25 protein-coding genes and 1 pseudogene are annotated in these 26,270 nt (G+C 28.7%); 14 read left to right on the top strand and 12 right to left on the bottom strand.

Features of this window, described 5'->3' with window-relative positions; translation table 11 throughout:
- The 4 genes from M3Z80_RS03455 to M3Z80_RS03470 all read left to right on the top strand — a co-directional run.
- On the top strand, window positions 1–296 hold a 296-nt coding region (locus M3Z80_RS03455; protein WP_293917623.1), incomplete at its 5' end, for a 2-oxo acid dehydrogenase subunit E2.
- 106 nt (window positions 297–402) lie between these two features.
- Window positions 403–1,716: a S28 family serine protease gene (locus M3Z80_RS03460; protein ID WP_293917625.1), complete on the top strand. Its 1,314-nt coding sequence runs from the start codon at window positions 403–405 to the stop codon at window positions 1,714–1,716.
- 393 nt (window positions 1,717–2,109) lie between these two features.
- Entirely contained in the window at window positions 2,110–2,937 is an 828-nt protein-coding gene (locus M3Z80_RS03465) for a lysophospholipid acyltransferase family protein (RefSeq protein ID WP_293917627.1), read from the top strand.
- Between the two features lie 84 nt (window positions 2,938–3,021).
- Entirely contained in the window at window positions 3,022–4,374 is a 1,353-nt protein-coding gene (locus M3Z80_RS03470; protein WP_293917629.1) for a UDP-N-acetylmuramate--L-alanine ligase, read from the top strand.
- 82 nt (window positions 4,375–4,456) lie between these two features.
- On the opposite strand, the gene M3Z80_RS03475 is transcribed toward M3Z80_RS03470, so the two are convergent.
- Complete coding sequence (locus M3Z80_RS03475) at window positions 4,457–4,975, bottom strand: NAD(P)H-dependent oxidoreductase (RefSeq protein WP_293917631.1); 519 nt, start codon at window positions 4,973–4,975, stop codon at window positions 4,457–4,459.
- A gap of 285 nt (window positions 4,976–5,260) precedes the next feature.
- Between M3Z80_RS03475 and M3Z80_RS03480 the strand changes: the two genes are divergently transcribed.
- Complete coding sequence (locus M3Z80_RS03480) at window positions 5,261–5,632, top strand: winged helix-turn-helix transcriptional regulator (RefSeq protein WP_293917633.1); 372 nt, start codon at window positions 5,261–5,263, stop codon at window positions 5,630–5,632.
- Window positions 5,633–5,807: 175 nt separating this feature from the next.
- Here M3Z80_RS03480 and rarD read toward each other — a convergent pair whose 3' ends face one another.
- Window positions 5,808–6,731, bottom strand: coding sequence for an EamA family transporter RarD (gene rarD / locus M3Z80_RS03485; protein ID WP_293917635.1), 924 nt, complete (start codon window positions 6,729–6,731; stop codon window positions 5,808–5,810).
- Window positions 6,732–6,821: 90 nt separating this feature from the next.
- On the opposite strand from rarD, the gene M3Z80_RS03490 reads away from it, so the two are divergent.
- Window positions 6,822–7,901, top strand: a complete 1,080-nt coding sequence (locus M3Z80_RS03490) for a WG repeat-containing protein (RefSeq protein ID WP_293917637.1) — start codon at window positions 6,822–6,824, stop codon at window positions 7,899–7,901.
- Between the two features lie 186 nt (window positions 7,902–8,087).
- Here M3Z80_RS03490 and recN read toward each other — a convergent pair whose 3' ends face one another.
- The 7 genes from recN to M3Z80_RS03525 all read right to left on the bottom strand — a co-directional run bounded on the left by recN (window position 8,088) and on the right by M3Z80_RS03525 (window position 15,258).
- A complete protein-coding gene (recN, locus tag M3Z80_RS03495) occupies window positions 8,088–9,740 on the bottom strand; it encodes a DNA repair protein RecN (RefSeq protein ID WP_293917640.1) in 1,653 nt (550 codons plus the stop codon).
- 7 nt (window positions 9,741–9,747) lie between these two features.
- The gene (porD, locus tag M3Z80_RS03500; RefSeq protein ID WP_293917642.1) at window positions 9,748–10,656 is read right to left on the bottom strand and encodes a type IX secretion system protein PorD; all 909 of its coding nucleotides are present in this window, start codon (window positions 10,654–10,656) and stop codon (window positions 9,748–9,750) included.
- Window positions 10,657–10,659: 3 nt separating this feature from the next.
- Entirely contained in the window at window positions 10,660–11,868 is a 1,209-nt protein-coding gene (gene coaBC / locus M3Z80_RS03505; protein ID WP_293917644.1) for a bifunctional phosphopantothenoylcysteine decarboxylase/phosphopantothenate--cysteine ligase CoaBC, read from the bottom strand.
- A 10-nt stretch (window positions 11,869–11,878) separates the two neighbouring features.
- Window positions 11,879–12,199, bottom strand: a complete 321-nt coding sequence (locus M3Z80_RS03510) for a DNA-directed RNA polymerase subunit omega (RefSeq protein ID WP_293917646.1) — start codon at window positions 12,197–12,199, stop codon at window positions 11,879–11,881.
- Window positions 12,200–12,223: 24 nt separating this feature from the next.
- Entirely contained in the window at window positions 12,224–13,102 is an 879-nt protein-coding gene (locus M3Z80_RS03515) for an outer membrane protein assembly factor BamD (RefSeq protein ID WP_293917648.1), read from the bottom strand.
- A 120-nt stretch (window positions 13,103–13,222) separates the two neighbouring features.
- On the bottom strand, window positions 13,223–14,110 hold the full coding sequence (gene dapA / locus M3Z80_RS03520; protein ID WP_293917650.1) for a 4-hydroxy-tetrahydrodipicolinate synthase: 888 nt from the start codon (window positions 14,108–14,110) through the stop codon (window positions 13,223–13,225).
- Between the two features lie 113 nt (window positions 14,111–14,223).
- Entirely contained in the window at window positions 14,224–15,258 is a 1,035-nt protein-coding gene (locus M3Z80_RS03525) for an acyl-CoA reductase (protein ID WP_293917651.1), read from the bottom strand.
- 64 nt (window positions 15,259–15,322) lie between these two features.
- Between M3Z80_RS03525 and M3Z80_RS03530 the strand changes: the two genes are divergently transcribed.
- From M3Z80_RS03530 to M3Z80_RS03545, 4 genes are read left to right on the top strand one after another with little or no spacing between them, the layout of a single operon-like run.
- Window positions 15,323–15,673, top strand: coding sequence for a 4Fe-4S dicluster domain-containing protein (locus tag M3Z80_RS03530; RefSeq protein WP_293917652.1), 351 nt, complete (start codon window positions 15,323–15,325; stop codon window positions 15,671–15,673).
- Between the two features lie 60 nt (window positions 15,674–15,733).
- A complete protein-coding gene (gene serC, locus M3Z80_RS03535) occupies window positions 15,734–16,798 on the top strand; it encodes a 3-phosphoserine/phosphohydroxythreonine transaminase (RefSeq protein WP_293917654.1) in 1,065 nt (354 codons plus the stop codon).
- Window positions 16,799–16,823: 25 nt separating this feature from the next.
- A complete protein-coding gene (locus tag M3Z80_RS03540) occupies window positions 16,824–17,777 on the top strand; it encodes a D-2-hydroxyacid dehydrogenase (protein ID WP_293917656.1) in 954 nt (317 codons plus the stop codon).
- A 60-nt stretch (window positions 17,778–17,837) separates the two neighbouring features.
- Window positions 17,838–19,088: a DUF1015 domain-containing protein gene (locus M3Z80_RS03545; RefSeq protein WP_293917658.1), complete on the top strand. Its 1,251-nt coding sequence runs from the start codon at window positions 17,838–17,840 to the stop codon at window positions 19,086–19,088.
- A 168-nt stretch (window positions 19,089–19,256) separates the two neighbouring features.
- On the opposite strand, the gene M3Z80_RS03550 is transcribed toward M3Z80_RS03545, so the two are convergent.
- From M3Z80_RS03550 to porX, 3 genes are all read right to left on the bottom strand, one after another.
- Window positions 19,257–19,877 (bottom strand): DUF4230 domain-containing protein, encoded by a 621-nt coding sequence (locus M3Z80_RS03550; RefSeq protein WP_293917660.1) that lies wholly within the window; start codon window positions 19,875–19,877, stop codon window positions 19,257–19,259.
- A gap of 78 nt (window positions 19,878–19,955) precedes the next feature.
- Window positions 19,956–20,510, bottom strand: coding sequence for a hypothetical protein (locus M3Z80_RS03555; RefSeq protein ID WP_293917662.1), 555 nt, complete (start codon window positions 20,508–20,510; stop codon window positions 19,956–19,958).
- A 270-nt stretch (window positions 20,511–20,780) separates the two neighbouring features.
- Window positions 20,781–22,325: a T9SS response regulator signal transducer PorX gene (gene porX / locus M3Z80_RS03560; protein ID WP_293917664.1), complete on the bottom strand. Its 1,545-nt coding sequence runs from the start codon at window positions 22,323–22,325 to the stop codon at window positions 20,781–20,783.
- Window positions 22,326–22,383: 58 nt separating this feature from the next.
- Between porX and M3Z80_RS03565 the strand changes: the two genes are divergently transcribed.
- The 4 genes and pseudogenes from M3Z80_RS03565 to M3Z80_RS03580 form a co-directional block, all read left to right on the top strand.
- Complete coding sequence (locus M3Z80_RS03565) at window positions 22,384–23,613, top strand: HD domain-containing protein (protein ID WP_293917665.1); 1,230 nt, start codon at window positions 22,384–22,386, stop codon at window positions 23,611–23,613.
- A 41-nt stretch (window positions 23,614–23,654) separates the two neighbouring features.
- A complete protein-coding gene (gene lpxD / locus M3Z80_RS03570) occupies window positions 23,655–24,674 on the top strand; it encodes a UDP-3-O-(3-hydroxymyristoyl)glucosamine N-acyltransferase (protein WP_293917666.1) in 1,020 nt (339 codons plus the stop codon).
- A gap of 26 nt (window positions 24,675–24,700) precedes the next feature.
- On the top strand, window positions 24,701–26,095 hold the full coding sequence (locus M3Z80_RS03575) for a bifunctional UDP-3-O-[3-hydroxymyristoyl] N-acetylglucosamine deacetylase/3-hydroxyacyl-ACP dehydratase (RefSeq protein WP_293917668.1): 1,395 nt from the start codon (window positions 24,701–24,703) through the stop codon (window positions 26,093–26,095).
- A 3-nt stretch (window positions 26,096–26,098) separates the two neighbouring features.
- Window positions 26,099–26,270 (top strand): annotated as a pseudogene (locus M3Z80_RS03580) (acyl-ACP--UDP-N-acetylglucosamine O-acyltransferase); the annotation flags it as partial.

Below are 26,270 nucleotides of genomic sequence, written 5' to 3' on the forward strand. Positions count from 1 at the left end.
TGACAGGAGGCACCTTTACCATAACCAACGGTGGAGTTTTTGGTTCTATGCTATCAACTCCGCTTATAAATCCTCCTCAGAGCGCCATATTGGGAATGCATAATATAATAGAAAGACCTGTAGTTAAAAATAAGCAAATCGTCATCGCACCTATGATGTATGTTGCACTATCTTATGATCATAGAATTATTGATGGAAAAGAATCGGTAAGTTTCTTAGTGGCTGTAAAAGAAGCTATTGAAAATCCTATTGATATTTTAATGAATAATGGAATACGTAAGGCATTAGAATTATAAAATTTTAAATGTTCTAAAGTTTTGCAATATTTCCAAAATAAGAAATTTAATTAAAATTAATAGTAATAAATTAATGATTCGAGATTGTATATTAAACTGGTTAAAAATGAAAAGAATATTAATATTCTTTGCTGCTTTATTCTCTTTTACTACTTTATTAGCTCAGCGATCAGATAGAAAAATATTGGAAGATTTTCTATCAAAACAAAAAGATATTGCCTACGAAAGAATTGAAACTTTAAAAGGAGAGCCTTTAAAATATAAAATTAAGATTAAACAGCCCTTAGATTGGTCAGATAATAATAAAGGCTATTTTAACCAGCAAGTTATTTTAACTCATACCGGATTTGATAATCCTATGCTAATGGAAACACAAGGATATCAGATAAATAATGCTAGGAATAATGAATTGCAACAAATACTAAATTCTAATGATCTTAATATAGAGCATCGATATTTTGGAGAATCAATACCCGATTCAACTATTTTTAATTGGAAATACCTTACCTTATACAATGCTACTCATGATTTACATCACATCAACGAAATATTTAAAAAATTATATAAAAATAAATGGATAAGCACCGGAATAAGTAAAGGGGGGCAAACTACTATTTATTACCGATATTTTTTTCCTAATGATGTAGAGGTTTCCATTCCTTATGTTGCACCAATAAATTATACTTTGGAAGATCGCAGAATTTATAAATTTCTGGATAAAGTAGGAACGCATTCTTGCAGGAAGAAAATACAAGATTTTCAGATCTATATGCTCAAAAATGAAAATGAGGCTTTAAAATATGTAAAAGCGTATTCTGATATAAAAGGACTCACTTATAACTATGTAGGATCTGTAGGAAGTGCATTTGAATATAGCATTTTAGAATATCCGTTTTCATTTTGGCAGTGGGGATATTCTTGCGATTCGATACCTTCACTAACCGATATAGCTCAGGGAGTAGATTATCTTATTAATTCAGTTGATATAAGTTTTTTCAGTGATCAGGAAATAAAACAGTACGCCCCACATTATTATCAGGCAGCTTTGGAAATGGGTTATTATGGATATAATATTCAACCATTTAAAAAATATTTAAATTATTTTACTGAAAATCCATCGGCTACCTTTACTCCTAAAGAAGCTGGAACTGTTATTTATTCGCAGGAGCTTAATAATCATTTAAAAAATTGGCTCGATAATCATGCAAACAATTTCATCTATATTTATGGCGAATTGGATACATGGAGTGCTACTAAAGTAGAACCAACTTTAAAAACAAATTCTATTATATTAGAGTTACCTGGAGCTAATCATGCAAGCGCTAGAGTTACGAATATGAATTCAATGATGAAAGATAAATTTAGTGAAACCCTTTTTAAATGGATAGGAATTAAGCCAAATTTTAATTTATTACCATAAAATAATACATAAGCTATATTAGAAATCATACTATTAAATTTATAATTATATTTTTTATTTCTATCGAAAAAAAATTCTGTTTTATATCATATCACATTTACGATACATTTATATAATTAATTTTTAATTTTATAATCTATATGTATCTAAGCTAGTATATATTAATATTATTAGTGACTTAAAAACAATGCATTAATAAAATTATATTTTTTTATGCAAAAGTATATTACTTTATTTAAGGTATGCTTATATAACAATTAATATTTAATTAACAATAATTCTATATATATATTATAATTTTGCTTGTTAATTATTTATCAATGATGGAACTGATAAAAATAGTTATATTTTTTAAAAGTAATATATTTACAATTTTTAAAACTTAGGTGTAAAATGGAAAAAGGAAAGAAAAAGAAGAAAAGATTTTTTACAGATGCATTTGGTCATTGGTTTATTTTAAAAAGATTTCTCATATTCACCTTTGGAGTAATATCTTATAACAGATTTAACGGATTTAATAAATTAAAAATTAAAGGAACTGAAAACCTTTTAAAACTTCCTGATACAAACGTATTATTTGTATCCAATCATCAAACATATTTTGCAGATGTATTCGCTATGTACCATGTTTTTGGTGCAGTAAAGCACGGCTATATAGACACCATAAAAAATCCGGTGTATCTTTTAGATCCCAGAATAGATCTATATTACGTGGCGGCGAAAGAAACTATGAACAAAGGCTTGTTAGCAAAATTATTTTCATTGGCCGGTGCGATTACGGTAAAACGTACCTGGAGAAGTGCCGGAAAAGATGTGAATCGAATGGTTGATATGAATGAAATTGATAATATTTTAAAAGCCTTACAAAGCGGTTGGGTTGTAACTTTCCCTCAGGGAACGGTTACTCCATGGTCGCCGGGTAGGAAAGGATCGGCAAAAATTATCAAAAAAAGTAAGCCTATCGTTGTTCCTGTTGTTATTGACGGATTTAGAAGAGCATTTGATAAAAAAGGATTATTGATAAAGAAAAGAGGTGTAGAACCTAAAATGACGTTCAAGGCTCCTTTAGATATTGACTATGAAAATGAAGATCCGAAAGAAATATTAGCAAAAATTATGGTAGCTATAGAGCAAGATCCAAGTTTTTTGAAAGTGAAAACAGTTGAAGAATTAGAGGCGGAAAAAGAAGAAGAAAAAACACGATCGTTTTTTGAATTATAAAAGTATTAATCAAAATATAAAGACAGCAACATTTGCTGTCTTTTTAGTTTAAAAAAGTATCTTTGTTCTGAAAAATATCGGTAAATGAAAATACATTTTATTGCCATAGGCGGAAGTGCCATGCATAATTTAGCCCTAGCCTTAGCACAAAAAGGATACGAAGTTACAGGCTCAGATGATGCTATCTTTGAGCCCTCTCTTTCAAAGTTAAAAAAACAAGGAATACTTCCGGAAGAATTGGGATGGTTTCCCAATAAAATTACTTCTGACCTTGATGCTGTAATTTTAGGTATGCATGCACATTCGGATAATCCTGAATTGATAAGAGCAAAAGAATTGAATATAAAGATTTATTCATATCCCGAATTTTTATATGAGCAATCTAAAAATAAAACTCGGGTAGTTATTGCAGGTTCTCACGGTAAAACCACCATAACCTCTATGATTCTTCATGTATTAAACTATCATCATAAACAAGTAGATTACATGGTGGGCGCACAACTTGAAGGGTTTGATACGATGGTAAAACTTACGGACCAGAATGAATTTATAGTTTTAGAAGGAGATGAGTACCTATCTTCACCTATTGATTTACGTTCAAAATTTCTTCTATATCAGCCGAATATAGCTTTGATCAGTGGTATAGCTTGGGATCATATAAATGTGTTTCCTACATTTGAATCTTACAAACAACCATTTATTTCATTTATTAACAGTATAAGTCCGGGAGGTGCTTTATTATACAACGAAGAAGATAAAGAAGTGGTTGAAATTGTCGAAAATACCTCGAATTATTTAAAAAAGTTTCCCTATCGTACACCAAAATATATAATTAAAGAAGAAAAAGTTTATCTTCCGACTCATGAAGGAGAGGTACAATTATCTATGTTCGGAAGGCATAATTTATTAAACTTAGAAGGTGCTCGTTTAGTATGTAATCAAATCGGAATTCAGAATGATGAATTTTATGAAGCAATTATATCTTTTAAAGGAGCATCTAAAAGATTAGAAAAAATCTATGGAAATAATGAATATATCGTATATAAAGACTTTGCTCATGCGCCCTCTAAAGTATTGGCAACTGTTAAGGCGGTTAAAGAAAATTTTACTAATAAACGATTAATAGCTTGTCTTGAATTGCATACATATAGTTCATTGAATCCGGAATTTTTAACACAATATGCTTATACATTAGAAGCAGCTGATCAAGCCATAGTTTTTTATAGTGAAGAAGCTTTGAAAATAAAAAGAATGCAACCTATCTCAGAAGAAGTAATTGCTAATGCATTCCAAAAAAAAGATATCAAAGTTTTTAATGATCCGAAATTATTAGAAAGCTATTTAAGAAAAATAGAAAAAAATAACTCTGTTTTTCTACTAATGAGTTCGGGAAATTATGGAGGTATTTCTATAAATACCATATTTGAAAATAAGTAAACAATACAGATATAATTCAATAAAAAAACAGATAAAAAATCTTTCTTAATTCTAAGAAAGATTTTTTATATAAATGAAAATTTTAGATATTTTTAATAAATGATAGGTAAGGATCAATACTTTTATCAAGCTCACCATTATTTACTGCTTCATGAGAATTATAAAGAGCATAGAATCCCCTAAAGTTAGATTTTGTATAAGAAAAGGTTATTTTAAAAGGCAATATAAGATCATCAACAGAAAAATTATATTTAGTTAATTTTTCTTCTTTAAGTCCCATAGATATCCCTAAACCAATTTTCTTTTCTTTTAATATAGTACCTCCTTCTCCATATGCCCAACCTTCTGTAAATACTTCATCGATCCACTGTTTAACTAAGGCGGGACAATTAAACCAATACATAGGGAATTGAATAATTAGATTTCCATGCTCTTCAATTAGTTTTTGTTCTTTTTTTAAATCAAATCTATGGTCTGTATTTTCATGACGAAGATGATGTACTGTAAAATTTTCAGGATATTTTTTTAATTCATCCATCCATCTTTTATTTATTAATGAAGTTTCCAAATCCGGATGTCCAATTACTACTAGTGTTTTCATATTATAATTATTTAATTTTCTATTAGAATTAAATTGTTCTCATGTTTTAAATTATATCATGAGGATAAAATTTATAAAGTATACAAGAAATAAATTAAAGTGATCACTTATTTTTTTAAATTTATCATCTATAAATGGTTATTATTTATTTAATAACTTTAATAAATTTATATCAATTTTATTTAATTATATTCGTTTTTAAATTTTTTTTTGTAAATATAAGGTAGAAATAATAACTTTAGTATATTAACTACCCATTGTATGGTACTAACAAAAATGTAAGTAATGAGTAAAATAAAAAAAGCTTCAACAAATTTTGTCAATAAAAATATTATGATAAATGAATGTCCGGAAATATATGCAATTAACTTAATAGAAGGTAGATGGATACTAATAATATGCTGTTTACTTAATCAAGGAAAACAGAGATTTAGTGAATTAAAAAGAAAAATCCCGAATATTACGGAGAGAATGTTAACCTTACAATTACGCAAGATGGAGGAAAACCAACTTATTACACGTACCGTTTATCCAGAAGTTCCCCCTAGAGTAGAATATGAGTTAACTGAAAGTGGAAAAAAATTAAAGCCTATTATAAAAAAACTGGAAGAGTGGGGTGTACAGCATAGAGAAATGATATCAAAAAAAGCTTTCTAGTTATATCCTAGAAAGCTTTTATAGTTTTCAAACAATAGGTTTTTAAAAATTTAAATTTTTCTTAGATTAATCTCTTTGGATTATTTACATATAAATATCAATTATTATACCTAAGTATTAACCAATTAGAAAAATATTTATTTATGCTTTTATGAATTTTATAAACAATTGTAACTTACCCCTTAGTATTCACTTTGATGGCAGTCTTTCTTTTAAAAGAAGAATTTTGGATAATATTTACAGTAAAAAAAGCTAACCCTATCCAAATAAATAAAAAACAAATAGCATGGGCAGAAGTAAAACCTTCATGAAAAACAAATATTCCGATGATCAGTTGTAGAGTAGGGCTAATGTATTGTATAAATCCTATAGTGGAATAAGGTAAATATTTGATTGCTTTAGCAAACAAAAGTAAAGGCACTGCCGTTACTATACCACCAAATACCAATAAAATTACTGATTTTGTAGCAATTTCCGAAAAAGATAATTCTCCGCTATATATAGAATGTAATAAATAAAGTATAGCCATAGGTGTAATCAATAAGGTTTCCAAAGTAAGCGCTTGTACGGCAGGAAGATTTGCTTTCTTCTTTACTATACCATAAATACTCATACTTAAAGCTAAAATAAAGGAAATATATGGAAAAGAACCATAACTAATGGTAAAATAGGAAACCCCAATAAAAGCAAATAAAGTAGCTATCTTTTCCAGACGATTTAATTTCTCTTTTAGAAAAACTACCCCTAGCAACACATTAATTAAAGGGTTTATATAATATCCTAAGCTTGATTCTACAACATATTGATGCGTAACTGCGTAAATGTATATTCCCCAATTAATAGTAACAAGTATACCTGCAATTCCCATGTAATAAACATTTCGTTTATTTTTTATAACTGATATTAATGCCCTGCGATTTTGAAATAAACAAAACACGGTAAGAAAAATGGAAGACCACAGCATTCGATTCGCTAAAATAACCAGTGAAGGAATTTCAATGAGCATATGCCAATACAGAGGAAGTATTCCCCAAAAAAGGTAGCATAACAAAGCATAAATAAAACCTTTAGAATTAGTAGTATTATTACTTTCAGGCATGAACTAAATATTTAAAAAATCTAAATTATTAAATCTAAATTATAGTTATATAAATTAATTTATATATTATTGCAAGACAAAACTAATTATATGAAAATTTCTATTACTTTAATCATAACTTCATGCATATCTCTTTTATTGTTAGGGCAGAATAATGAAAATATAATAAATTCAAACTCTAAACATGGAAAAAAATATAAAACCAAAGTGGTAAGAGGTTTTGATGAATATAAAGATTTTGATTTCAAATGGATTAAAGTAAAAAAAAATAACAAATATGGATTGATTGACAGTATAGGAAAAGAAATTCTTCCTGTACAATACGATTATATAAGTGGCGTTTTCAACGGTATGTTTTTAGTTCAAAAATATGAAGAAAATAACACAAGACGAATTAAGGAATGTAGCCTTATAAATTCTTCTGGAAATATATTATTACATTCTGATGAAAATAATGGATATAATAATAACTCAATCTTGGGATTTTATATTAATGGTTTAGTCACTGTAAAGATTAATGATAGCGTTGCCTTATATTCTTCCGCAGGACAACTACTCCCTCCAATCTATAAAAGTATAATAGTTTATTATGATAAATGGGTAGTAGCCATAAATAAGGAAGACAAATATGAATTATATACTGTTGAAGGTAATAAAATAGATTCTTATGATTATTTACAATTTATTGAACAAGATACGGCAAGGATATTATCAGGTAAAAAGATAGGCTACATGAATTTTGAAACAGGAGATTTTATTCAGGAGGATAAAATCCAAGATGAAATGAACAAATTGAAAATTATTTATAAAAAAAGACCAATTGAAATATTAAATGGCAATTCTTACGATATAAAAATCCCAAATTTTCCTCTAGGTTTTACATCAGCTATGACAAAAAAATTAGAGTTTCCTTATAAATTAATTGAGGACAATATTAATGACGTTAGAGTTATTTTAAAATTTATAGTAAATAGTAAGGGAGAAATCAGTTCGGTTTTTGTAAAAAGTAATTTAATTTTAATTGGAGATGGAATGGAAGAAAATGCAATTAAAGCCATATATGGAACAAGATCCCTAAAATGGGATCTAGCTACCATTGATGGATTACCTGTTGATTTATATTTTAGATCCCCAATTATTTTTAGATTACCTGTTGAAAAAAATGAATGAAATCCGAAAACTTTTTTAAGATTAAAAAGGATATATAACTATATTCGAAAGTTTAAAAATTTATTCAATAAACAATTACAAGATTTAATGAAGGCTGTTATTAAATTATTGATAGGATCTTACATGTTTTCCTAATGTAAAATATTAATAAGAAGATTTTAAATTATAATTTAAAAAATACCTTTTTTATTTTAGTAACTCCAAGGCTTGCTTCCGTGCAGTTTCGGTTATATTAGATCCACTTATCAGTTGAGCAATTTCTTCAATTCTTTCATGGTGGGAAAGTAAACGAATTTGAGTTTGAGTTTCCCCTTTGATTTCAGTTTTTTCAACCTTAACCTGTATATTTCCTTTAGCAGCAACTTGCGGCAAATGTGTGATTACTAATAATTGCATAGTTTTCGCCATATTCTGCATTAAAATTCCCATTTCGTTAGCGATACGTCCAGAAACACCAGTATCAATTTCATCAAGAATCAGGGTAGGAAGAGCTTCTTTTTCCGACATAATTTTTTTAATGGCTAACATAAAACGTGAACGTTCCCCTCCAGATATAGCTTTTGCTATAGGCTGTAAACGCATGCCCGCATTGGCTGAGAAATTAATAGTAACTATATCCGTCCCCGATTGTGTATAATCATTTGTGTTTTGCATGGAAATTTCAATTTGCGATTTTTCCATACCTAGAAGAGAAAGAATATTCAGTATTTTATTTTCTAATTCAGGAATATGTTTTAATCTCTTTCGGTGCAAAGATTCAGCTAAATTATTTAGATTTGATTCAAGTTTTTGTATTTTATCTTCACAATCTAGAATTTGATTTTCCAAATTGACTAAATCAAAAGTATCTTTAGATAATGTATTACGTACATCAATTAAATCTTCAATGGTGCTAACCTTATGCTTAAGATATAGCGAATTTATTAAATCAATTTTTTGAGAAAGTTCTTCAAATCGCAACGGATTAAAATCTAGCTTTTCCAAAAAGAATTCAGATTCGGAATAAATATCTTGTAATTCCAGCTTTATACTGCTGAGACGTTCTGAAAGTTTCAAAAGATTGGGTGAAAATTGTGAACCTTTATCCATGCGAGAATAAACTTCTCGTATTTGATTCAGCACTCCCATCTCATCATTATCAAAAAGTTGTTTGATTTCGGATAATATTTGTGCTAAGTATTCCGAATTTTTAAGTAAATTAAGTTCATTTTCTAATTCGGTATAATTTAGAGAGTCTAAATTAGCACTGTTCAGTTCATCCAACAAGTAATTCTTGTAATCCAGTTCTTCATTACCCGAGAGTAATTTGTCTTTTAAAGATTGCAACTTATTTTTTTCAAATAAGTATTGATGATATACTTGCTGATATTCTTTTACCTCTACAATAGTATTGGAATAATTATCCAAAAGATGTAGCTGAAACTTCTCATTCATCAGCTCTGCTGAATCAAATTGAGAATGAATATCAATAAGTTTTTTAGTTAAAGTTTGTAATAAATGTAAAGTAACTGGTGTATCATTGATAAATGCTCTTGATTTGCCTGATGGTAGTATTTCCCTTCTTATAATTGTACTAGAATCATAGTCTAATTCGTTATCAGTAAAAAAATCGGAAAATAATTCATGATCAAGAATAAATTCAGCTTCTACAAAACATTTTTCATCCACATTTTTTAAAGACTTGTAATCTGCCCGCTCACCCAAAACTAATTTCAATGCTCCTAAAATAATGGATTTACCTGCACCGGTTTCTCCTGTAACGGTTATCATTCCAGATGGAAAATCAATATCCAGGATATCTATCAATGCATAATTACGAATTGATAAATGACTTAACATAAGTTTTTTAATTTTTAATTTTATTCCAATAATCGTTACTATTGATTGGATTAATTTTTTGTAATAAAGTTTTTAAATCAGAAATATTAAGGGTTGTAACAGAGGTACCACCTGAAAAAATATTTACTATTTCTTCTCGTTTTGCTGTTAAAAAAAGATCCAATGGATAAAATTGATAATTGGAAGAATATTCATTCAACTTCATTAAATTGATAGCGATATTTGTTTTAGCTTGTAATTCATTAGAAGACATCATATCCAATCCATTACGATGATAATTATACGAAATATTTCTTAAGGTATTGGACTTATCATTTATAATATCAGCAATAAGAGAACCTCGGGTTCTCGGCCCATCAAAAGTGTTCCAACCGTTATATCCTTGATTTATGGAATTATCAGAAATTTTTTGAGCTTTGGTAAAATAATCGGTTCCTCCATTTAACGAAAAAGTATCAGCATCATATCCTAAAATCATATAGATATAAAACGCAAGGACATCAGTTAAATTTTTGCCGCTAAAACGAGTTTCATTAAATACAAGATTTTCAGATTCGATATAATTAAATGTAAAATTGGTGTCTTGATAATTTAATACCGGTGTCGTATAACTTGAGTTATATACAGGTCTACTGGATTGAACTAATAAAGTTGCTTTAAATTTATCTGTAGCAATTCTTTCTTCAATAATAATCCCGAAAGAGCATTTGATACGCTCTTGCATTGATAGCTTATTTCCAGGTATCCAATCCGTATTACTGATAAAATCTTTTAAATCCTTTTTTAAGGTATTAAATACTTGATTATTTGATCCTTGAACTTTGCTATAATCAATTTTTACCTCAGCCGATAATTGTTGACAAGTAACCACTATGGGTATAATCAATAACAGAAAAATTAATGGTATATGTTTCATAAATCAGGTTTTTATTCTTACATGAATAGAATTTAATATATTCACAGCGACTTTTTCTTTAGTCTGAAGATCAAAATACTCAATATTTCCCTGCTTATCTAAAATAGTTATTTTATTTGTATCGTAAGAAAATCCAGCGCCATCATCTCGCAAAGAATTTAAAACGATCATATCTAAATTCTTTTTTTGTAATTTTTTAAGAGCATTATTTTCTTCATCATTAGTCTCTAAGGCAAATCCAACTAAAAACTGATTATCTTTAGTATTACCTAAGTGTAAAAGTATGTCTTTATTTTTAATTAACGACAAAGAAAAAGAATCTTCCTCTTTTTTTATTTTAATTTTAGAAACTGTCTTAGGTCTATAATCAGCTACCGCTGCAGCCATAATAACAATATCAGCCCATTGATAATGGGCATCCACAGCCTTATACATTTCTTCAGACGATATAACATCAATTCTTAGTATGGAAGAATAATTAGATAGCTTTTGATTACAAGGACCAGATATTAAGGTAACTTCAGCACCTAATTTTTCTGCAACTTTGGCTATTTCAAAACCCATTTTTCCGGAAGAATGATTTCCTATGAATCGAACCGGATCAATAGGTTCATAAGTAGGACCGGCAGTAATTAAAATTTTCTTTTTATAAAAAAGTAACTCTTTTCGTATGAAATTTTCAATAAAATTTACAATTTCCTCAGGCTCGGCCATTCGGCCTTCTCCCTCTAAACCACTGGCAAGTTCCCCTTTATTAGGAGGTATACATATATCTCCTTTTTGAATAAGCTTTTCTATGTTTTCTTTATTATAAGGATTTTTGTACATATCCAAATCCATAGCAGGAGCAAAGAAAACAATATTTTTAGCAGATAAATACGTTGCTAAAGCTAAATTATCAGCTTCTGCACTGGCCATTTTAGACAGCGTATTGGAAGTAGCAGGGGCTACCACAATATAATCTGCTTGTAAAGCTAAATCTACATGGCTAGTCCATTCTCCCGTTTTTCCATCAAAAAATTGTGTATATACAGGATTATTTGACAGGGTAGATAAGGTTAGAGGCGTTATAAAATTAACTGCCTCCGGTGTCATAATAACCTGTACCTTACATCCCCGTTTGATCAAAAGTCTTATAAGGGAAGCGGTTTTATAGGCAGCAATTCCACCCGTTACTATTAATACTATCTTTTTCCCTTCTAAAACCGACATGGTAAAATGGTTACTGAGCGTCTGTTTTTCTAAAATAAACTTCGTTATCTAACCATTCTTGTATGGCAATTAATGTTGGTTTAGGCAATCTTTCATAGTATTTAGAAACTTCAATTTGTTCTCTATTTTCAAATATTTCATCAAGAGAATCGCTATTTGAAGCAAATTCATCCAATTTTTGGTTCAAATCATTTTTAATAATAGTATTAATTTGTTCAGCTCTTTTACCTATTATTACTATAGCTTCATAAATGTTACCTACTTTACTCTCAATTTGTTGTCTATTGAAAGTAATTGTTGTGTTTGGCGCATTTAATTCTTTTAAATTCATATTTTGATTGGTGTATAATTTTAGTTAACTTATTTTATTTCTTTCTTTTTCTGCGGATTTTAATTTATCTTCAGATTGCTCTTTGGCTTCATTGATGTTTTTTTCTTTAATTTGATACGTAATCTTGGCATTTTCCAATCTAGAATTTAAACGTTTTGCTTCATCTAAATAGGTTGAGTTTGGAAATAGATTGCAGAATTTATTGTATGAATTAACCGCATCATTAATTCGTTCATTTTGTAATTTATGTATAGAATTAACGGCAAGTTCTGTTTTGGCACGAAGTGAATAAATTAAAATATCTTCGCGCAATTTTGTATCTGGAAAATCGCTCAAAACATTATCAAAAGATATGATAGCTGCTTTATATTCCGTAACTTTATAAAGGGTTTTAGCATTTTCAAAAGCTTTCTTTTCCAGCTTTCTAGTCAAATCATCTATCATTCGGTTACATTCAGGAATTTTTTCCGAATTAGGGTAAGTGTCAATATATAATTGCAATTCCTTTAATGCATCTCGTGTATTTGTTTGATCAAGATTATAATCAGGCGAATCGACATAGTAACAATAAGCTACCATATATGCCGATTCATCGGCTCTTGAGTCTTTCGGATACGACATTACAAAATTTTTAAACTGATGCGCTGCTAGCCTATAGTTTTTATCTAAATAATTGAGGTATGCAGTCCTATAAGAAACTTCCGGTGCTTCATCGGTTCCTACAACGAATTTAGTTGCATATTCATATAAACTGATGGCTTGACTATATTTCTTTCGTTGTTCATATTCTTCAGCAACCTTTAATATCAAATCTTTATCAGTACTTTTTAAAGCTTGATTTAATCTTCTCTCACAACTAATAAAAAGGAGAAATGATAAACCTAATAGAAGTATTTTTTTCATCTAATTACAAAATTACATTTTTTTATAATTTTAAACAAATAAATAACTTTAATTGATATAAAGATATTTATAGATAATTTATTAATAAAATTAGTAGATATATTACTAAATAGTAAAAACTTAAACAACTATGCTTAGAGTTTCTAGCTCTTTTTCAATTTTACTAATAAGATTTGTAGAGGCAGATGTTAAAGGTAAACGAGTATAAGGTTTACAAATACCTTTTACGGATAATAAAGCTTTAATACCGGAAGGATTTCCTTCTGCAAATATTAATTCAAAAAGAGTTTTTAGCTTATAATGAATTGTATAGGCTTCTTCTACTTTTTTATCTAATCCTAATTTAATCATCTGAGAAACTTCATGAGGAAGAGCTTGGCCTAAAACCGATATAACTCCGTATCCCCCGGCCAATACTATAGGCAAAGCCAATTCATCGTCTCCCGATATGACCCTAAATTCAGAAGGTTTATCTTTGATAATATTAGTTGATTGTAAAAAATTTGGACTTGCTTCTTTGATCCCGATGATGTTTTTACAATCATTTGACAATCTTAATGTTGTCGCAGCTTCAATATTTGAACCTGTTCTTCCGGGCACATTATATATAATTATAGGCTTATCGCTATTTTCAGCAATTTTTTTATAATGTTGATATATTCCTTCTTGAGAAGGTTTATTATAGTATGGCGATACGGATAAGATTGCGGAAAAATCTTCAAGGTTTGTAGTTTGTAACTGATGTACAATATCAGCTGTATTATTTCCACCAATGCCTAAAACTAAAGGTAATCGATTGTTGTTACTCTTTAGGATACAATCAATTACCTGTTTTTTTTCTTCTGAATTTAAGGTAGCATTTTCAGCAGTTGTGCCTAAAATAACTAAGTAGTCAGTTCCGCCTTCAATATTATAATTTACTAATTTTTCTAACGATGGGAAATCAATCGTTCCATCCTTGCAAAAGGGTGTTATTAAAGCTACACCTAATCCTTGTAATGATTTCATATGAGTAACAATTTTGTCTTTTTACTATAAAAAGTAAAAATACTATTAATTATTTAATTATCTAAAAAAATGAATATTCGATCCTTTTTTTAATTTCTTATTATTTAAGTTAATTATAAATGAGTGAGAAACTCTATGGTATCAATCCCATCGGCATAATCATAAATTTTAGGATTTTGTGCCTGGCCGGGAGCTATAGTTTTATAAATATCCAACGGTTGAGCACATACCACACATTGTATATTTTCAGTATTTTTAGAGATAAAATTTTCTATCTCGGTTTTATCGGAATAGGTGCTAAAATATAATGTACCGATAGGACTAAATAAATTTTGAGATTCTTTAAGTATAATAAAATTATTATCCCAAAATTTTTCTTGATTCATCAAATATATAGCTTTGTTATAATCATAATTATTTGCATATTTAGTATGATTAATAACATTCTTAAAAGAAATAAAAATATTAAAAAGTAAATTTAAATCGTAATCTTTCGGAATAAATATTTGAGTTACACTTCTACAACCTAATCCGAAATATGAGAATACATCATTAGCAAGTCCATATAATTGTTCTTCAGTTTCTTTACCCGTTAGTATAGCTATGGAAGTTCTATTTTTTCTGATTATATGCGGAATGTTTTTAAAATAATACTCAAAATATCTGGCAGTATTTGTACTACCGGTAGTTATAACTGCATCACAATTAGAGAGTGTTTCTACAAATTCAAAATCAAGCTCATTACAAAACTCTTTCCATAAATTTAAAAAAAATGGAATGAGAATAGAGTCTTTGGAAGATAATTTTATTACAGCCCGATTCCCTGTCAGGAGAGTACTCAGACAATCATGAAATCCAACCATAGGTATGTTTCCCGCCAATACCAATCCAACATTTTTTTTCTCGGTAGAATCAATCGTGTAGTTAGCTAACCACTTAGAGACCGTATCTTCAGATAAAACATTATTCCAATACTTTAAAACTGAAAATATGCTATCTTCAGTAAACCATGAATTTTTAGTTTCAGCAAGCGAAATAATCTTTTTAAATTTGGAATAATTATGCGTATCAACCTCATTCTTATTAACAAATTGATCTAAAATATTTCTAACGGCATTCAGCGACTTTATTCTTTGTTCTAAACTCATTTTACTTATGATATATATAAAAAAAATTGTATAATTTTGCACAAAAGTAAATTAATTTTAAGTAATGGCTATAAAAATTACGGATGAATGTATAAATTGTGGAGCGTGTGAGCCTGAATGTCCCAATAATGCAATATATGAAGGAGCGGTGGATTGGAAATTGTCAGAAGGTACTGGGTTAACAGGAATGGTTGTAACTAAGAGCGGTCTTTCTATTGATGCGGATACTCCACAAAAACCCATATCTGATGATATTTACTATATAGTTGCGGATAAATGTACGGAATGTAAAGGTTTTCACGAAGAACCGCAATGTGCAGCCGTATGTCCGGTGGATTGTTGTGTTCCTGATGATGCTCATGTGGAAACTGATGAAGAATTGATCGCTAAGAAGGATTTTTTACATCCTTCTTGAGAATAATAAACGTGTTTACTTTATTTCCTAACAAGATAAAAACATTATATTTATTAATTAATGAAAAAATATAACTTTAGTGCAGGACCTTCTACATTACCGGAAGAAGTAATTCAACAAGCCGCACAGGCAGTGTTGGATTTTAATAATAATGGGACCTCTTTAATTGAAATATCACACAGAAGTAAAGATTTTATTGCTATAATGGATGAAGCTAGAAGTTTAGCAAAGAAATTAATGAAGTTAGACGATCATCATGAAGTATTGTATTTACAAGGTGGTGCTAGCTTACAATTCACTATGATTCCATATAATCTTCTTAAATCAAAAGCTGCTTATATAGACAGCGGAAATTTTGCCTCTGTAGCTATTAAAGAAGCTGAAAAAATCGGAAAGATAGAAGTTTTAGCTTCCTCAAAACAGGACAAATACACCTATATACCTAAAGGCTATACGATTCCTTCTGATGTTGATTATTTACATATTACCTCCAATAATACCGTTTATGGCACAGAAATCAAAACATTTCCAGAAACTGATGTTCCTATTGTATGTGATATGTCCTCTGATATTTTAAGTAGATCCATTGATTATAATAAATTTGCTATATCTTATGCAGGAGCACAAAAAAATTTAGGTCCGGCCGGAGTAACAATGGTGGTAGTAGATAAAAGATATTTAGGAAAAACAGGACGAAATTTGCCTTCTTATTTAGATTATGAAGTACATATTGCAAAAGAAAGTATGGCTAATACTCCGCCTGTATTTGCTGTATATACAACCTTATTGAATTTACGATGGCTAGAAAAACAAGGAGGAACGGAAGGAATTGAGAAAAAAAATAAGGTAAAGGCAGAATTGTTATATAATGAGATTGATAGAAACCCTTTGTTTAGAGGAGTATGCGAAAAAGAAGACAGATCTCTTATGAATGTGTGTTTCTTTTTAAATGACGAAGAAAAATATAAAGCCAAATTTGATCAAATGTGGAAGGATGCTAATATTGTAGGAGTAGGAGGATATAGAACCGTAGGAGGGTATCGAGCAAGTATTTATAATGCTATGCCTTTAGAAGGAGTGCAAGCCCTAGTTAATGTTATGAAAGAACTTGAAAAAACTGCCTAATTTTTAATTTAATTAAATAAATACAATGAAAATATTACCGAACGATGGTATTTCTATATCTGCAATAGAATTTTTAGAAAATGAAGGTCATGAAGTTTTATCACATAAAGTTGCTCAAGAGCAGTTAGCCAATTTTATAAATGAAAACAATATTGATGTTTTATTGGTAAGAAGTGCGACACAAGTTAGAAAAGATTTGATAGACCAATGTCCTTCTATTAAAATTATAGGTAGAGGAGGTGTTGGGATGGATAACATTGATGTTGAATATGCTAAAGATAAAGGTATACATGTTATAAATACTCCTGCAGCTTCTTCAAGATCAGTTGCCGAACTGGTATTTGCACATATGTTTACTTTATACAGATATCTTCAAGACTCCAATCGCAATATGCCTTTGGAAGGGGACACAAATTTTGCAGCCTTAAAAAAATCTTATTCAGGAGCCATGGAACTTGGAGGGAAAACTTTAGGAGTAATTGGATTTGGAAGGATAGGAGTGGAAGTGGTAAAAATAGGATTAAGTTTGGGAATGAAAGTATTAGTTTCTGATATAAACGATATCACAAGAACAATTTCAATAGATTTTTTTGACGGACAACAGGTACATTTTGAAATTTCAACTGTTCCCATGGAACAAGTTATTAAAAATTCAGATGTAATATCCGTTCACATTCCTAAACAAAATAAGTATGTAATAGGAGAAGAACAGCTAAACAAAATGAAAAATAATGCTATAATAGTAAATGCTTCAAGGGGAGGAATTATAGATGAGGTGGCTTTACTAAATGCTTTAAATGAAGATAAAATATTTGGTGCGGCCTTAGATGTTTTTGAAAAAGAACCTAAACCGGAAATAACATTGCTTATGAATCCTAAATTATCTTTATCACCTCATATTGGTGGTAATACAAAAGAAGCCCAAGAAAGAGTGGGAATGGAATTGGCAAAACAAATAGTTGCTATTGCAAAAAAATAGTATAGAATATACTATGAAAAATAGTATATTAGTTTTAACTTATTCGTAAATGATCTTTATATGTTAAATTTTAAACCTTTTAAAGGAATACATCCTAAAGAGGAGGATGGGAAAGATTTTCCCATGTATTCTCCCGATATATATACAGATGAGCAAATAAGAATAAAACTCAGAGGCAAAACACCATCTTATATAGATATTATTAAACCGATGTTCTTTAAAGGTGAAAGTCCTTTGGAAAATCGTTTAAAAAAAATAAGAAAAAGGTATGAGGATTATGTTAAAGAAAATTTACTTGAACATGATCCTGCCTCATTTTATGTCTATGAACAAAAAAAATTAACAGGAGAGTTCTTTAGAGGAATTGTAGGATTAATTTCAGTGGATGATTTCAAAGATCATACAATAAAATTCTCGTCGACCGGAAAAAAAGAAAAAATTATAGATTTTACTCAATTTTTGGATATTACTTATTTACAGACTGATCCTGTATTACTTTGTTATGAATCGAATTCAAAAATAGAGATTTTAATGGATATTGAAATTAAGAGTAAACCATTTATACAATTTGATGATGAATTAGGTATTACACATAAGTTGTGGCGAATAGATAATAGATTGAAATTAGCGCAATTTAAAGATACGGTATCTAATTTACCCTCACTCTATTTAGCAGATGGTTATTATCGAATGGAGGGAGCTATAAGACATTCGGATAAAATAAAAGAAAAAGGGAAGTTTAAGGATTTTTTATTAGATCAGAATCATCAAATATTATCTTTACTTGTTTCCGGACAAAATTTAAAAATTGTTGAATTTAATAGGCTCTTAAAGTCATTAAACGGTATATCTAAAAATGAATTATTCACAAGATTGGAGGAGCATTTTACTATAAATCGAAAAGGAAATGCGCCTTATTTTCCTTCTCATAAACATCATATAAGCATGTATATTGATGGAGAATTTTATGGTTTATATATAAAACATGAATATAGGGGTATGCCCATTGGATTGGGAAATATAGATGTATATCTATTCAATAAATTTATATTGGATAAAATTTTTAATTTATCAGATTGCGAAGAAAATAGAAATTTAATAGCCTATATCAAAGGAACTAATACTATAGAAGGAATTAATACTATTAAACAAATGGTGGATACCGGTGGTTTTAAAATAGGTTTTGGATTTTATCCTCCTTCATTTTCAGATTTACAAAGAGTATTGGATTTAGATGAACAGTTGCCGGATAAAATAATTTATGTTGAGCCAAAGTTTCCTTTAGGAATGATCATGTTGAATATGAAATAAGTACGTTTGAAAGCTCAAATAAACAATTTTATTTTTAATAGATATTTTCGAGATATTTTCGGATACTAATTCACAATAATAAATATATATATAGCAATATTATTACAATTTAAAAGATAATCTTAATATTTTAAAATGAGAATAAGAATTTTTGAAAAAAATTAACTGCTAATCTTTAATGGTGTTTAACTGATTAGCATAAGGAGTATCATCAATTATTTTCCAATTATTAAGTTTAACGACTTTATATAATTCTTTTAGATTTGATATTAATTGAGTTTTAGCTAAAGCTTTAATATTAGATTTTTCGACCTCATTAGTTATATCTTTTTTACTCTCTTCCATAACCTCATTTAGCTCAGATTTTGAAAAATTATTCAAAAATCCTGTTTCCATACTATAAATTTCAACGTCAGGATAAACTTTTAATTCTGGTTCGGGTATAAAAATAATATGTACAGTTTTACTTGTCGAATCAACATCTATTTTTATTTTCTTCATGTCATAAGTGACCTGAGCCATTGCAGTAATATATAAAACAATATTTTTATTTAAAAAATCAAAATATTTCGGATTAAAGTTATTATATTTTTTTGTTTTGAATGAGGAAAAATTTTGTTCAATTACAATCATTTTATTAAGACGTTGAATTTCATGATTGATAATTTTAGTTTCCGATCTAACATTTTCTTTGCCTGATTTTTTTAAGATAAAAATAAAAGCAAGTAAACCTAAAATTAAAAATAATATGGATAAAAAATATTTTTTTAAAAAATTAAATATTACCATTTTACATGTTTTTTATATTAACAAAGAACATTACATAAATCATGCAAAAAAAGTAGGTAAAGAATAGAAACCAATCAGTTATTTTTTTAATTCTCTGCCGGTAACAATTTTATATAAATCCAATTCAAGTGATTTTGTTGGCGATTCAACAATTCTACCTATTTCTATATTTCTTCTTTTAGGGTTATGATGAGCTTTATATAGAATAAAAGTGGGAATATTTGAAATGCCTTTTTGATTTTGCTCTCCATAAAAACTTTCTTTTTTACGGTTTAGTGCAATTAATTTCAATTTTCTTTGAGGATATTTAACTTTATCAAGAATTTTTAAAAATCTTGGTAATTGCTCCTGAGTATCACTACACCAAGTCCCAAAATAAATTTCTATATGATAGAGTTTAATTTTATTCTTTAACTTTTTAGTGACATTTTGATCTGGAACATATGAATTATACTCATCCGAAAACCATGAATTAAATTCAGGTTGTTTAAGCGCCTCACGCGTAACCTGGCCTATTAATATAGTTTCTCCTTCATGATCTTTTAGTTTTTTATTAACTATATAATCTTGCGTTCTACAACTTATGAATAAGATAAAAATAAAAAATAGAATAACGTGACGTTTAAATTTCATATAAAATAAAAATAATTTTTGTAAATATACAAATATATCGATATTATTTCTGAGGTGAAGTATTAATTTATTTAAGCTTAAGGAAATAATAGAAATATATCAACTATCCATAAAAAATTGATGCATATAGAATAGTTTAATTGTATATTATTTGTTTAGACAAATATATAAGCTATATGAATAGGTAGCTTATAAAATATAACTTATCGTAACTTAAAATAGATAAATTAATTATTTTTTGTTTTAAAAAGTTTGATAAAAATTAATTATCTATTCCAGTATAGCTATAGGAATAATCATTTCTTCCATTGAAACTCCACCATGTTGATAGGTATCCTTATAATAATTTACATAATGGTTATAATTTTTAGGATAAGCAAAAAATTTGTTTTCCTTAGCAAAAATATATTTTGAGTTTAAATTAACTTTAGGTAGAAAATAATTTTCCGGATCACTAACTGCGAATACATCTTTCTCATCATATTGAAGATTTTTTCCTAGTTTATATCTTAAATTAGTAGAAGATTCTTTATCACCGATTACTTTGCTAGGTTTTTTTACATAAATAGTACCATGATCGGTTGTGATAACAACTTTGTATCCGTCTTCTGCAGCTGATTGAATGATTTTTAAAATACTTGAATTTTCAAACCAAGTATAAGTTAAAGATCGGAATGTTTTGTCATCTCTAATTAATTCATTAACAATATTATTATTAGTTTTAGCGTGAGAAAGAATATCTATAAAATTGTATACTATAGTAATAAAATCAGCGTTACTGCTATGATACTTAAATTCATCATAAATTTTTTTCTCAAATTCGGCATTTAAAATTTTAAAGTATTTATTTCTTACTCCCTTCAAACCTAAACGTTGGAGTTGAGCAGATAATAATTCACTTTCATATTGATTTTTATGCTCATCATCATTCTCACTTACCCAATATTGAGGATATTTTTTTTCAATTTCCAATGGTAATAACCCGGCAAAAAAAGAATTTCTGGCATATTGAGTAGCGGAAGGAAGAATGCTGAAATATGATTTTTCTGTAATGGTATTAAAGTTTTTAGCGAATAAAGGTTTAATTATTTTCCACTGATCGTAGCGAAGATTGTCAATCATAAGTAGTATAACCTTTTTATGAGTATTAATAACCGGTCTAACTACTTCATTAAATGCTGTATGAGACATTACAGGTTTTTGTTCAGAATGTAACCAGGAATGATAATTGTTTTCAATAAATTTAGAAAATAAATTATTAGCTTCTTCTTTTTGATTGTTCAATATTGAGCTCATTTCAACATCGGAAAGTTTATCAAAGCTAATATCCCATTGAATGAGCTTCAAATATATTTGAATCCAATCCTCAAAGCTTTGAGCATACATCAAATCCATTGAAATTTTTCGAAATTCTTGCTGATAATTTTGAACGGTTTTTTTTTCAATAATTTCATCACTTTTAAGGAGCTTTTTTAGACTAATTAAAACTTGATTAGGATTAACAGGCTTTAAAATATAATCTGTAATTTTTTCTCCTATAGCCTCTTCCATTATATCTTCAGCCTCATTTTTTGTTACCATAATAACAGGTAAATCGGATTTTATTTCTTTGATCTTTTGCAAAGCTTCTAAACCGCCGATTCCAGGCATATTTTCGTCAAGTAGAACTGCATCGAAATTATTTATGGGAATTAGTTCTAAGGCTTCTGCTGCATTGTTGATATCAATAACATCATATCCTTTATTTTTTAAGAAGATTATATGAGGTTCTAATAATTCAATTTCATCATCTATCCATAATATTTTTTTACCCATACTTATATAGTTATTTTATTTACATTAATTTTGCATTAATGTACAAAAAATATGCCTTTTGGAAAAAATAAATAAAAGGAAAATATTTAACGATCCGGTTTTAGGATTTGTTTCAATATCAGATGATTTATTATTCGATATAATAGAACATCCCTATTTTCAAAGATTAAGAAGGATTTCACAAACAGGTTTAAGCTATTATGTATATCCAGGAGCTACACATTCAAGATTCTTACATGCATTAGGGGGAATTCAATTAATGCAAATTACCCATAAAATTTTAAGAGATAAAGGTGTAGAAATATCGAAAGAAGAAGAAAGAGCTTCATTAATAGCTATATTATTGCATGATATTGGTCATGGACCTTTTTCCCATGCATTAGAATCAACTTTATTGGATGGAATTCATCATGAAAACCTTTCTATAACTTTTATGAATTTGTTGAATGAAGAATTCAATAATGAATTGTCGTTAGCAATTGATATATTTTTAAATAAATATCCAAGGAAATTTTTTCATCAGTTGATTTCAAGTCAGATTGATTTGGATAGATTGGATTATTTAAAAAGAGATAGTTTTTTTACTGGAGTTTCAGAAGGGAATGTAAATTCTGAACGTATCATAACTATGATGAATGTCATAAATGATGAGTTGGTTATTGATAGTAAAGGCATCTATTCAATTGAAAAATACTTAACATCGCGAATGTTTATGTATTGGCAAGTCTACTTTCATAAAACATCAGTAACAGCGGAAATCTATTTAATAGAAGCTTTAAAAAGAGCCAAGCAATTAACTAAAGAAGGTAAAGAAGTTCCAGCTTCCGATATATTAAATTACTTTTTGAAGAAATCCGATTTTATTAAATTAACAAAAGTAGATTTAGAAAAATTTGCTCAATTGGATGATTCTGATATAATTTCAGCCCTAAAATTATGGCAGGCTAATGAAGATAAAATATTAAGTTTATTAAGTCAGTTTATCATTCAAAGGAAATTACCATTTTCGTGTATAATTTCTGAACCGATTTCAAAGGATAAGTTATTAAAATTGGAAAATGCAACAAAGGAATTATTTGATATAGAAGATGGTAAAAATTTTGTACATCAAAAAGATTTGAGTGTATTGGCATATAATGATAAAAAAGACCCTATAAAATTATTACTAAAAAATGGAGAGATAATAGAATTGCAAAAAGCTGATAATCAAGTTTTGGTTAAAGATTTGAGAAAAAAAATTACTCGTTATCATTTATGCATGCCTAGAGAGATATACGGTGTTAAATAAAGATTTTTATAATACTTAGAAAATGTTTACATTTGCCCATCATGGATTTTAGTGCTGAACAAGTAGCAAATTTAATTAATGGGGATATAAAAGGAAATCCCCAAGAAAAAGTATCTTATATTTCAAAAATAGAAGATGGAAAGCCTGGTACCATAACATTTTTAGGTGGTGAAAGGTATCAAGAATATTTAAAGGATACAAAAGCATCAATTGTTATAATTTCAAAAGATCTAGTACCTAAAGATCTTTCCAATTTACCAACAATTATAGTTGTTGACAATGCATACGCGGCTTTTAATAAACTTTTAAACATTTATAATGAAATGAAGGTTAAAAAACAAGGAATTGAGAATCCTGTTTTTATAGCCGAATCAGCAGTTTTATTGGAAAATGTATATGTAGCGGCTTTTGCTTATATATCAAATAATGCAAAAATAGGAAAGAATACAAAAATTTATCCTCATGTTTTTATTGGGGATAATGTTACTATTGGAGATAATTGTTATATAGGTCCAGGTGTAAAAATTTATGAAGATTGTGTATTAGGAAATAATTGTTCTATACATGCAGGAACTATAATAGGAGGAGATGGATTCGGATTTCAACCTACAAATGAAGGATATGAAAAAGTTCCACAACTTGGAAATGTACTAATAGAAGATAATGTCGAAATTGGTTCGAATTGCACCATTGATCGTGCTACAATAGGTTCAACAATCATAAAAAAAGGTGTTAAGCTGGATAATCTTATTCAGATAGCTCATAATGTAGAAATTGGTGAACATACAGCAATGGCAGCACAATCAGGGATAGCAGGTTCCTCCAAATTAGGAAAATGGAGTATGATAGGTGGTCAGGTAGGAATTACAGGACATTTAAAAGTAGGAAATAATGTAATTGTACAGGCACAAAGCGGAATCACCAATGATGTGCAAGATAATCAAAGATTATTTGGCTCTCCTGCAATCAATTATCTTAATTATCAAAAAAGCTATATATACTTTAAAAAGCTTCCGGAAATTGTTAAAAGATTAGAAAAATTAGAAAAAGGTAAAAAGTAAATCTTTAACTAATAATTTATAAAAAAATGTCAGATAAACAAAAGACACTTAAGCAAGAGTTTACGTTAAAAGGTAAAGGTTTGCATACAGGTAAAGAAGTTGTTATGACAATCAAGCCTGCACCTGTAAATACAGGTTTCGTTTTTGTTAGGGTGGATTTGGAAGGACAACCTACTATTGAAGCTGATGCAACTTATGTAACTTCTACTGAAAGAGGAACAGTTTTAGAAAAAAAAGGTGTTAAAATACATACTTGTGAACATGTATTAGCAGCATTAACAGGAATGGATTTGGATAATGCCTATATTGAATTGAACAGTTCAGAACCACCTATAATGGATGGGTCATCGAAATATTTTGTTCAAGCAATTGAAGATGTTGGAATAATTGAGCAAGATGCGAATAGGGAATACTTTATCATAAAAGAAATAATTTCTTATACAGATCCGGAAACAGGTTCAGAAATTACGGCACTCCCTTCAGATCACTTTGAAGTAACAACTATGGTAGATTTTGGTACAAAGGTATTAGGAACACAAAATGCTACCATGAAGAGTATTGAGGAATTTAAAACTGATTTTGCGAACGCAAGAACATTTAGTTTCCTTCATGAATTGGAAAATCTTTTAGATTCCGGATTAATTAAAGGAGGAGATATAAATAATGCCATTGTTTACGTAGATAAAGAACTTTCTCCTAAGACATTAGATAAGCTAAAACAAGTATTCAATCAGCCTGAAGTCAGTGTTCGTCCCAATGGAATTCTGGATAATGTGACTTTGTATTATCCGAATGAAGCAGCTAGACATAAACTATTGGATGTTATAGGGGATTTAACATTGGTTGGAGTTAGACTAAAAGCAAAAATAATAGCTACTAAGCCCGGACATCATTGTAATACACAATTTGCAAAAAAACTTAATAAACTATATAAATTATTTAAAAGAAAAAATATTCCGGAAATCGATTTATACAAAGAACCGGTATACGATATAAAAGACATTATGAGAATGCTTCCTCACCGTCCACCTTTTTTATTAGTAGATAAAATTATGGAAGTGGATGAAAAACATATAATTGGAGTAAAAAATGTTACGATTAATGAACCGTTTTTTGTTGGACATTTTCCAAATGAGCCGGTTATGCCAGGTGTATTGCAAATTGAAGCCATGGCACAAACGGGAGGAATATTTGTACTTGAAAATGTAGATGATCCTCAAAATTATTCTACCTACTTAATTAAATTAGATAATGTTAAACATAAAAGAAAAGTTATACCAGGAGATACATTAATTTTTAAAATAGATTTATTAGAACCAATACGAAGAGGGATTGTACATATGCAGGGATACGGATATTGCAACGGACAAATGGTTGTAGAAGCAGAAATGATGGCTCAAGTAGTAAAAACTAAAGAATAGAAGATGATTCAACCATTAGCATTTGTGCATTCTGATGCAAAAATTGCAAAGAATGTTGTAATCGAACCTTTTTCATCAATTTATAAAGATGTTGAAATTGGAGAGGGTACATGGATCGGCTCTAATGTAATTATTATGGAGGGAGCGCGGATTGGAAAAAACTGCAAAATATTTC

The sequence above is a fragment of the Apibacter sp. genome, assembly GCF_025291155.1.
Taxonomy (GTDB): Bacteria; Bacteroidota; Bacteroidia; order Flavobacteriales; family Weeksellaceae; genus Apibacter.

Bases quoted from the DNA above. Each gene is read 5' to 3' on its own strand.
- M3Z80_RS03460 (WP_293917625.1), top strand. From the start codon at position 403: ATGAAAAGAATATTAATATTCTTTGCTGCTTTATTCTCTTTTACTACT.
- M3Z80_RS03465 (WP_293917627.1), top strand. From the start codon at position 2,110: ATGGAAAAAGGAAAGAAAAAGAAGAAAAGATTTTTTACAGATGCATTT.
- M3Z80_RS03470 (WP_293917629.1), top strand. From the start codon at position 3,022: ATGAAAATACATTTTATTGCCATAGGCGGAAGTGCCATGCATAATTTA.
- M3Z80_RS03475 (WP_293917631.1), bottom strand. From the start codon at position 4,975: ATGAAAACACTAGTAGTAATTGGACATCCGGATTTGGAAACTTCATTA.
- M3Z80_RS03480 (WP_293917633.1), top strand. From the start codon at position 5,261: ATGAGTAAAATAAAAAAAGCTTCAACAAATTTTGTCAATAAAAATATT.
- rarD (WP_293917635.1), bottom strand. From the start codon at position 6,731: ATGCCTGAAAGTAATAATACTACTAATTCTAAAGGTTTTATTTATGCT.
- M3Z80_RS03490 (WP_293917637.1), top strand. From the start codon at position 6,822: ATGAAAATTTCTATTACTTTAATCATAACTTCATGCATATCTCTTTTA.
- recN (WP_293917640.1), bottom strand. From the start codon at position 9,740: ATGTTAAGTCATTTATCAATTCGTAATTATGCATTGATAGATATCCTG.
- porD (WP_293917642.1), bottom strand. From the start codon at position 10,656: ATGAAACATATACCATTAATTTTTCTGTTATTGATTATACCCATAGTG.
- coaBC (WP_293917644.1), bottom strand. From the start codon at position 11,868: ATGTCGGTTTTAGAAGGGAAAAAGATAGTATTAATAGTAACGGGTGGA.
- M3Z80_RS03510 (WP_293917646.1), bottom strand. From the start codon at position 12,199: ATGAATTTAAAAGAATTAAATGCGCCAAACACAACAATTACTTTCAAT.
- M3Z80_RS03515 (WP_293917648.1), bottom strand. From the start codon at position 13,102: ATGAAAAAAATACTTCTATTAGGTTTATCATTTCTCCTTTTTATTAGT.
- dapA (WP_293917650.1), bottom strand. From the start codon at position 14,110: ATGAAATCATTACAAGGATTAGGTGTAGCTTTAATAACACCCTTTTGC.
- M3Z80_RS03525 (WP_293917651.1), bottom strand. From the start codon at position 15,258: ATGAGTTTAGAACAAAGAATAAAGTCGCTGAATGCCGTTAGAAATATT.
- M3Z80_RS03530 (WP_293917652.1), top strand. From the start codon at position 15,323: ATGGCTATAAAAATTACGGATGAATGTATAAATTGTGGAGCGTGTGAG.
- serC (WP_293917654.1), top strand. From the start codon at position 15,734: ATGAAAAAATATAACTTTAGTGCAGGACCTTCTACATTACCGGAAGAA.
- M3Z80_RS03540 (WP_293917656.1), top strand. From the start codon at position 16,824: ATGAAAATATTACCGAACGATGGTATTTCTATATCTGCAATAGAATTT.
- M3Z80_RS03545 (WP_293917658.1), top strand. From the start codon at position 17,838: ATGTTAAATTTTAAACCTTTTAAAGGAATACATCCTAAAGAGGAGGAT.
- M3Z80_RS03550 (WP_293917660.1), bottom strand. From the start codon at position 19,877: ATGGTAATATTTAATTTTTTAAAAAAATATTTTTTATCCATATTATTT.
- M3Z80_RS03555 (WP_293917662.1), bottom strand. From the start codon at position 20,510: ATGAAATTTAAACGTCACGTTATTCTATTTTTTATTTTTATCTTATTC.
- porX (WP_293917664.1), bottom strand. From the start codon at position 22,325: ATGGGTAAAAAAATATTATGGATAGATGATGAAATTGAATTATTAGAA.
- lpxD (WP_293917666.1), top strand. From the start codon at position 23,655: ATGGATTTTAGTGCTGAACAAGTAGCAAATTTAATTAATGGGGATATA.
- M3Z80_RS03575 (WP_293917668.1), top strand. From the start codon at position 24,701: ATGTCAGATAAACAAAAGACACTTAAGCAAGAGTTTACGTTAAAAGGT.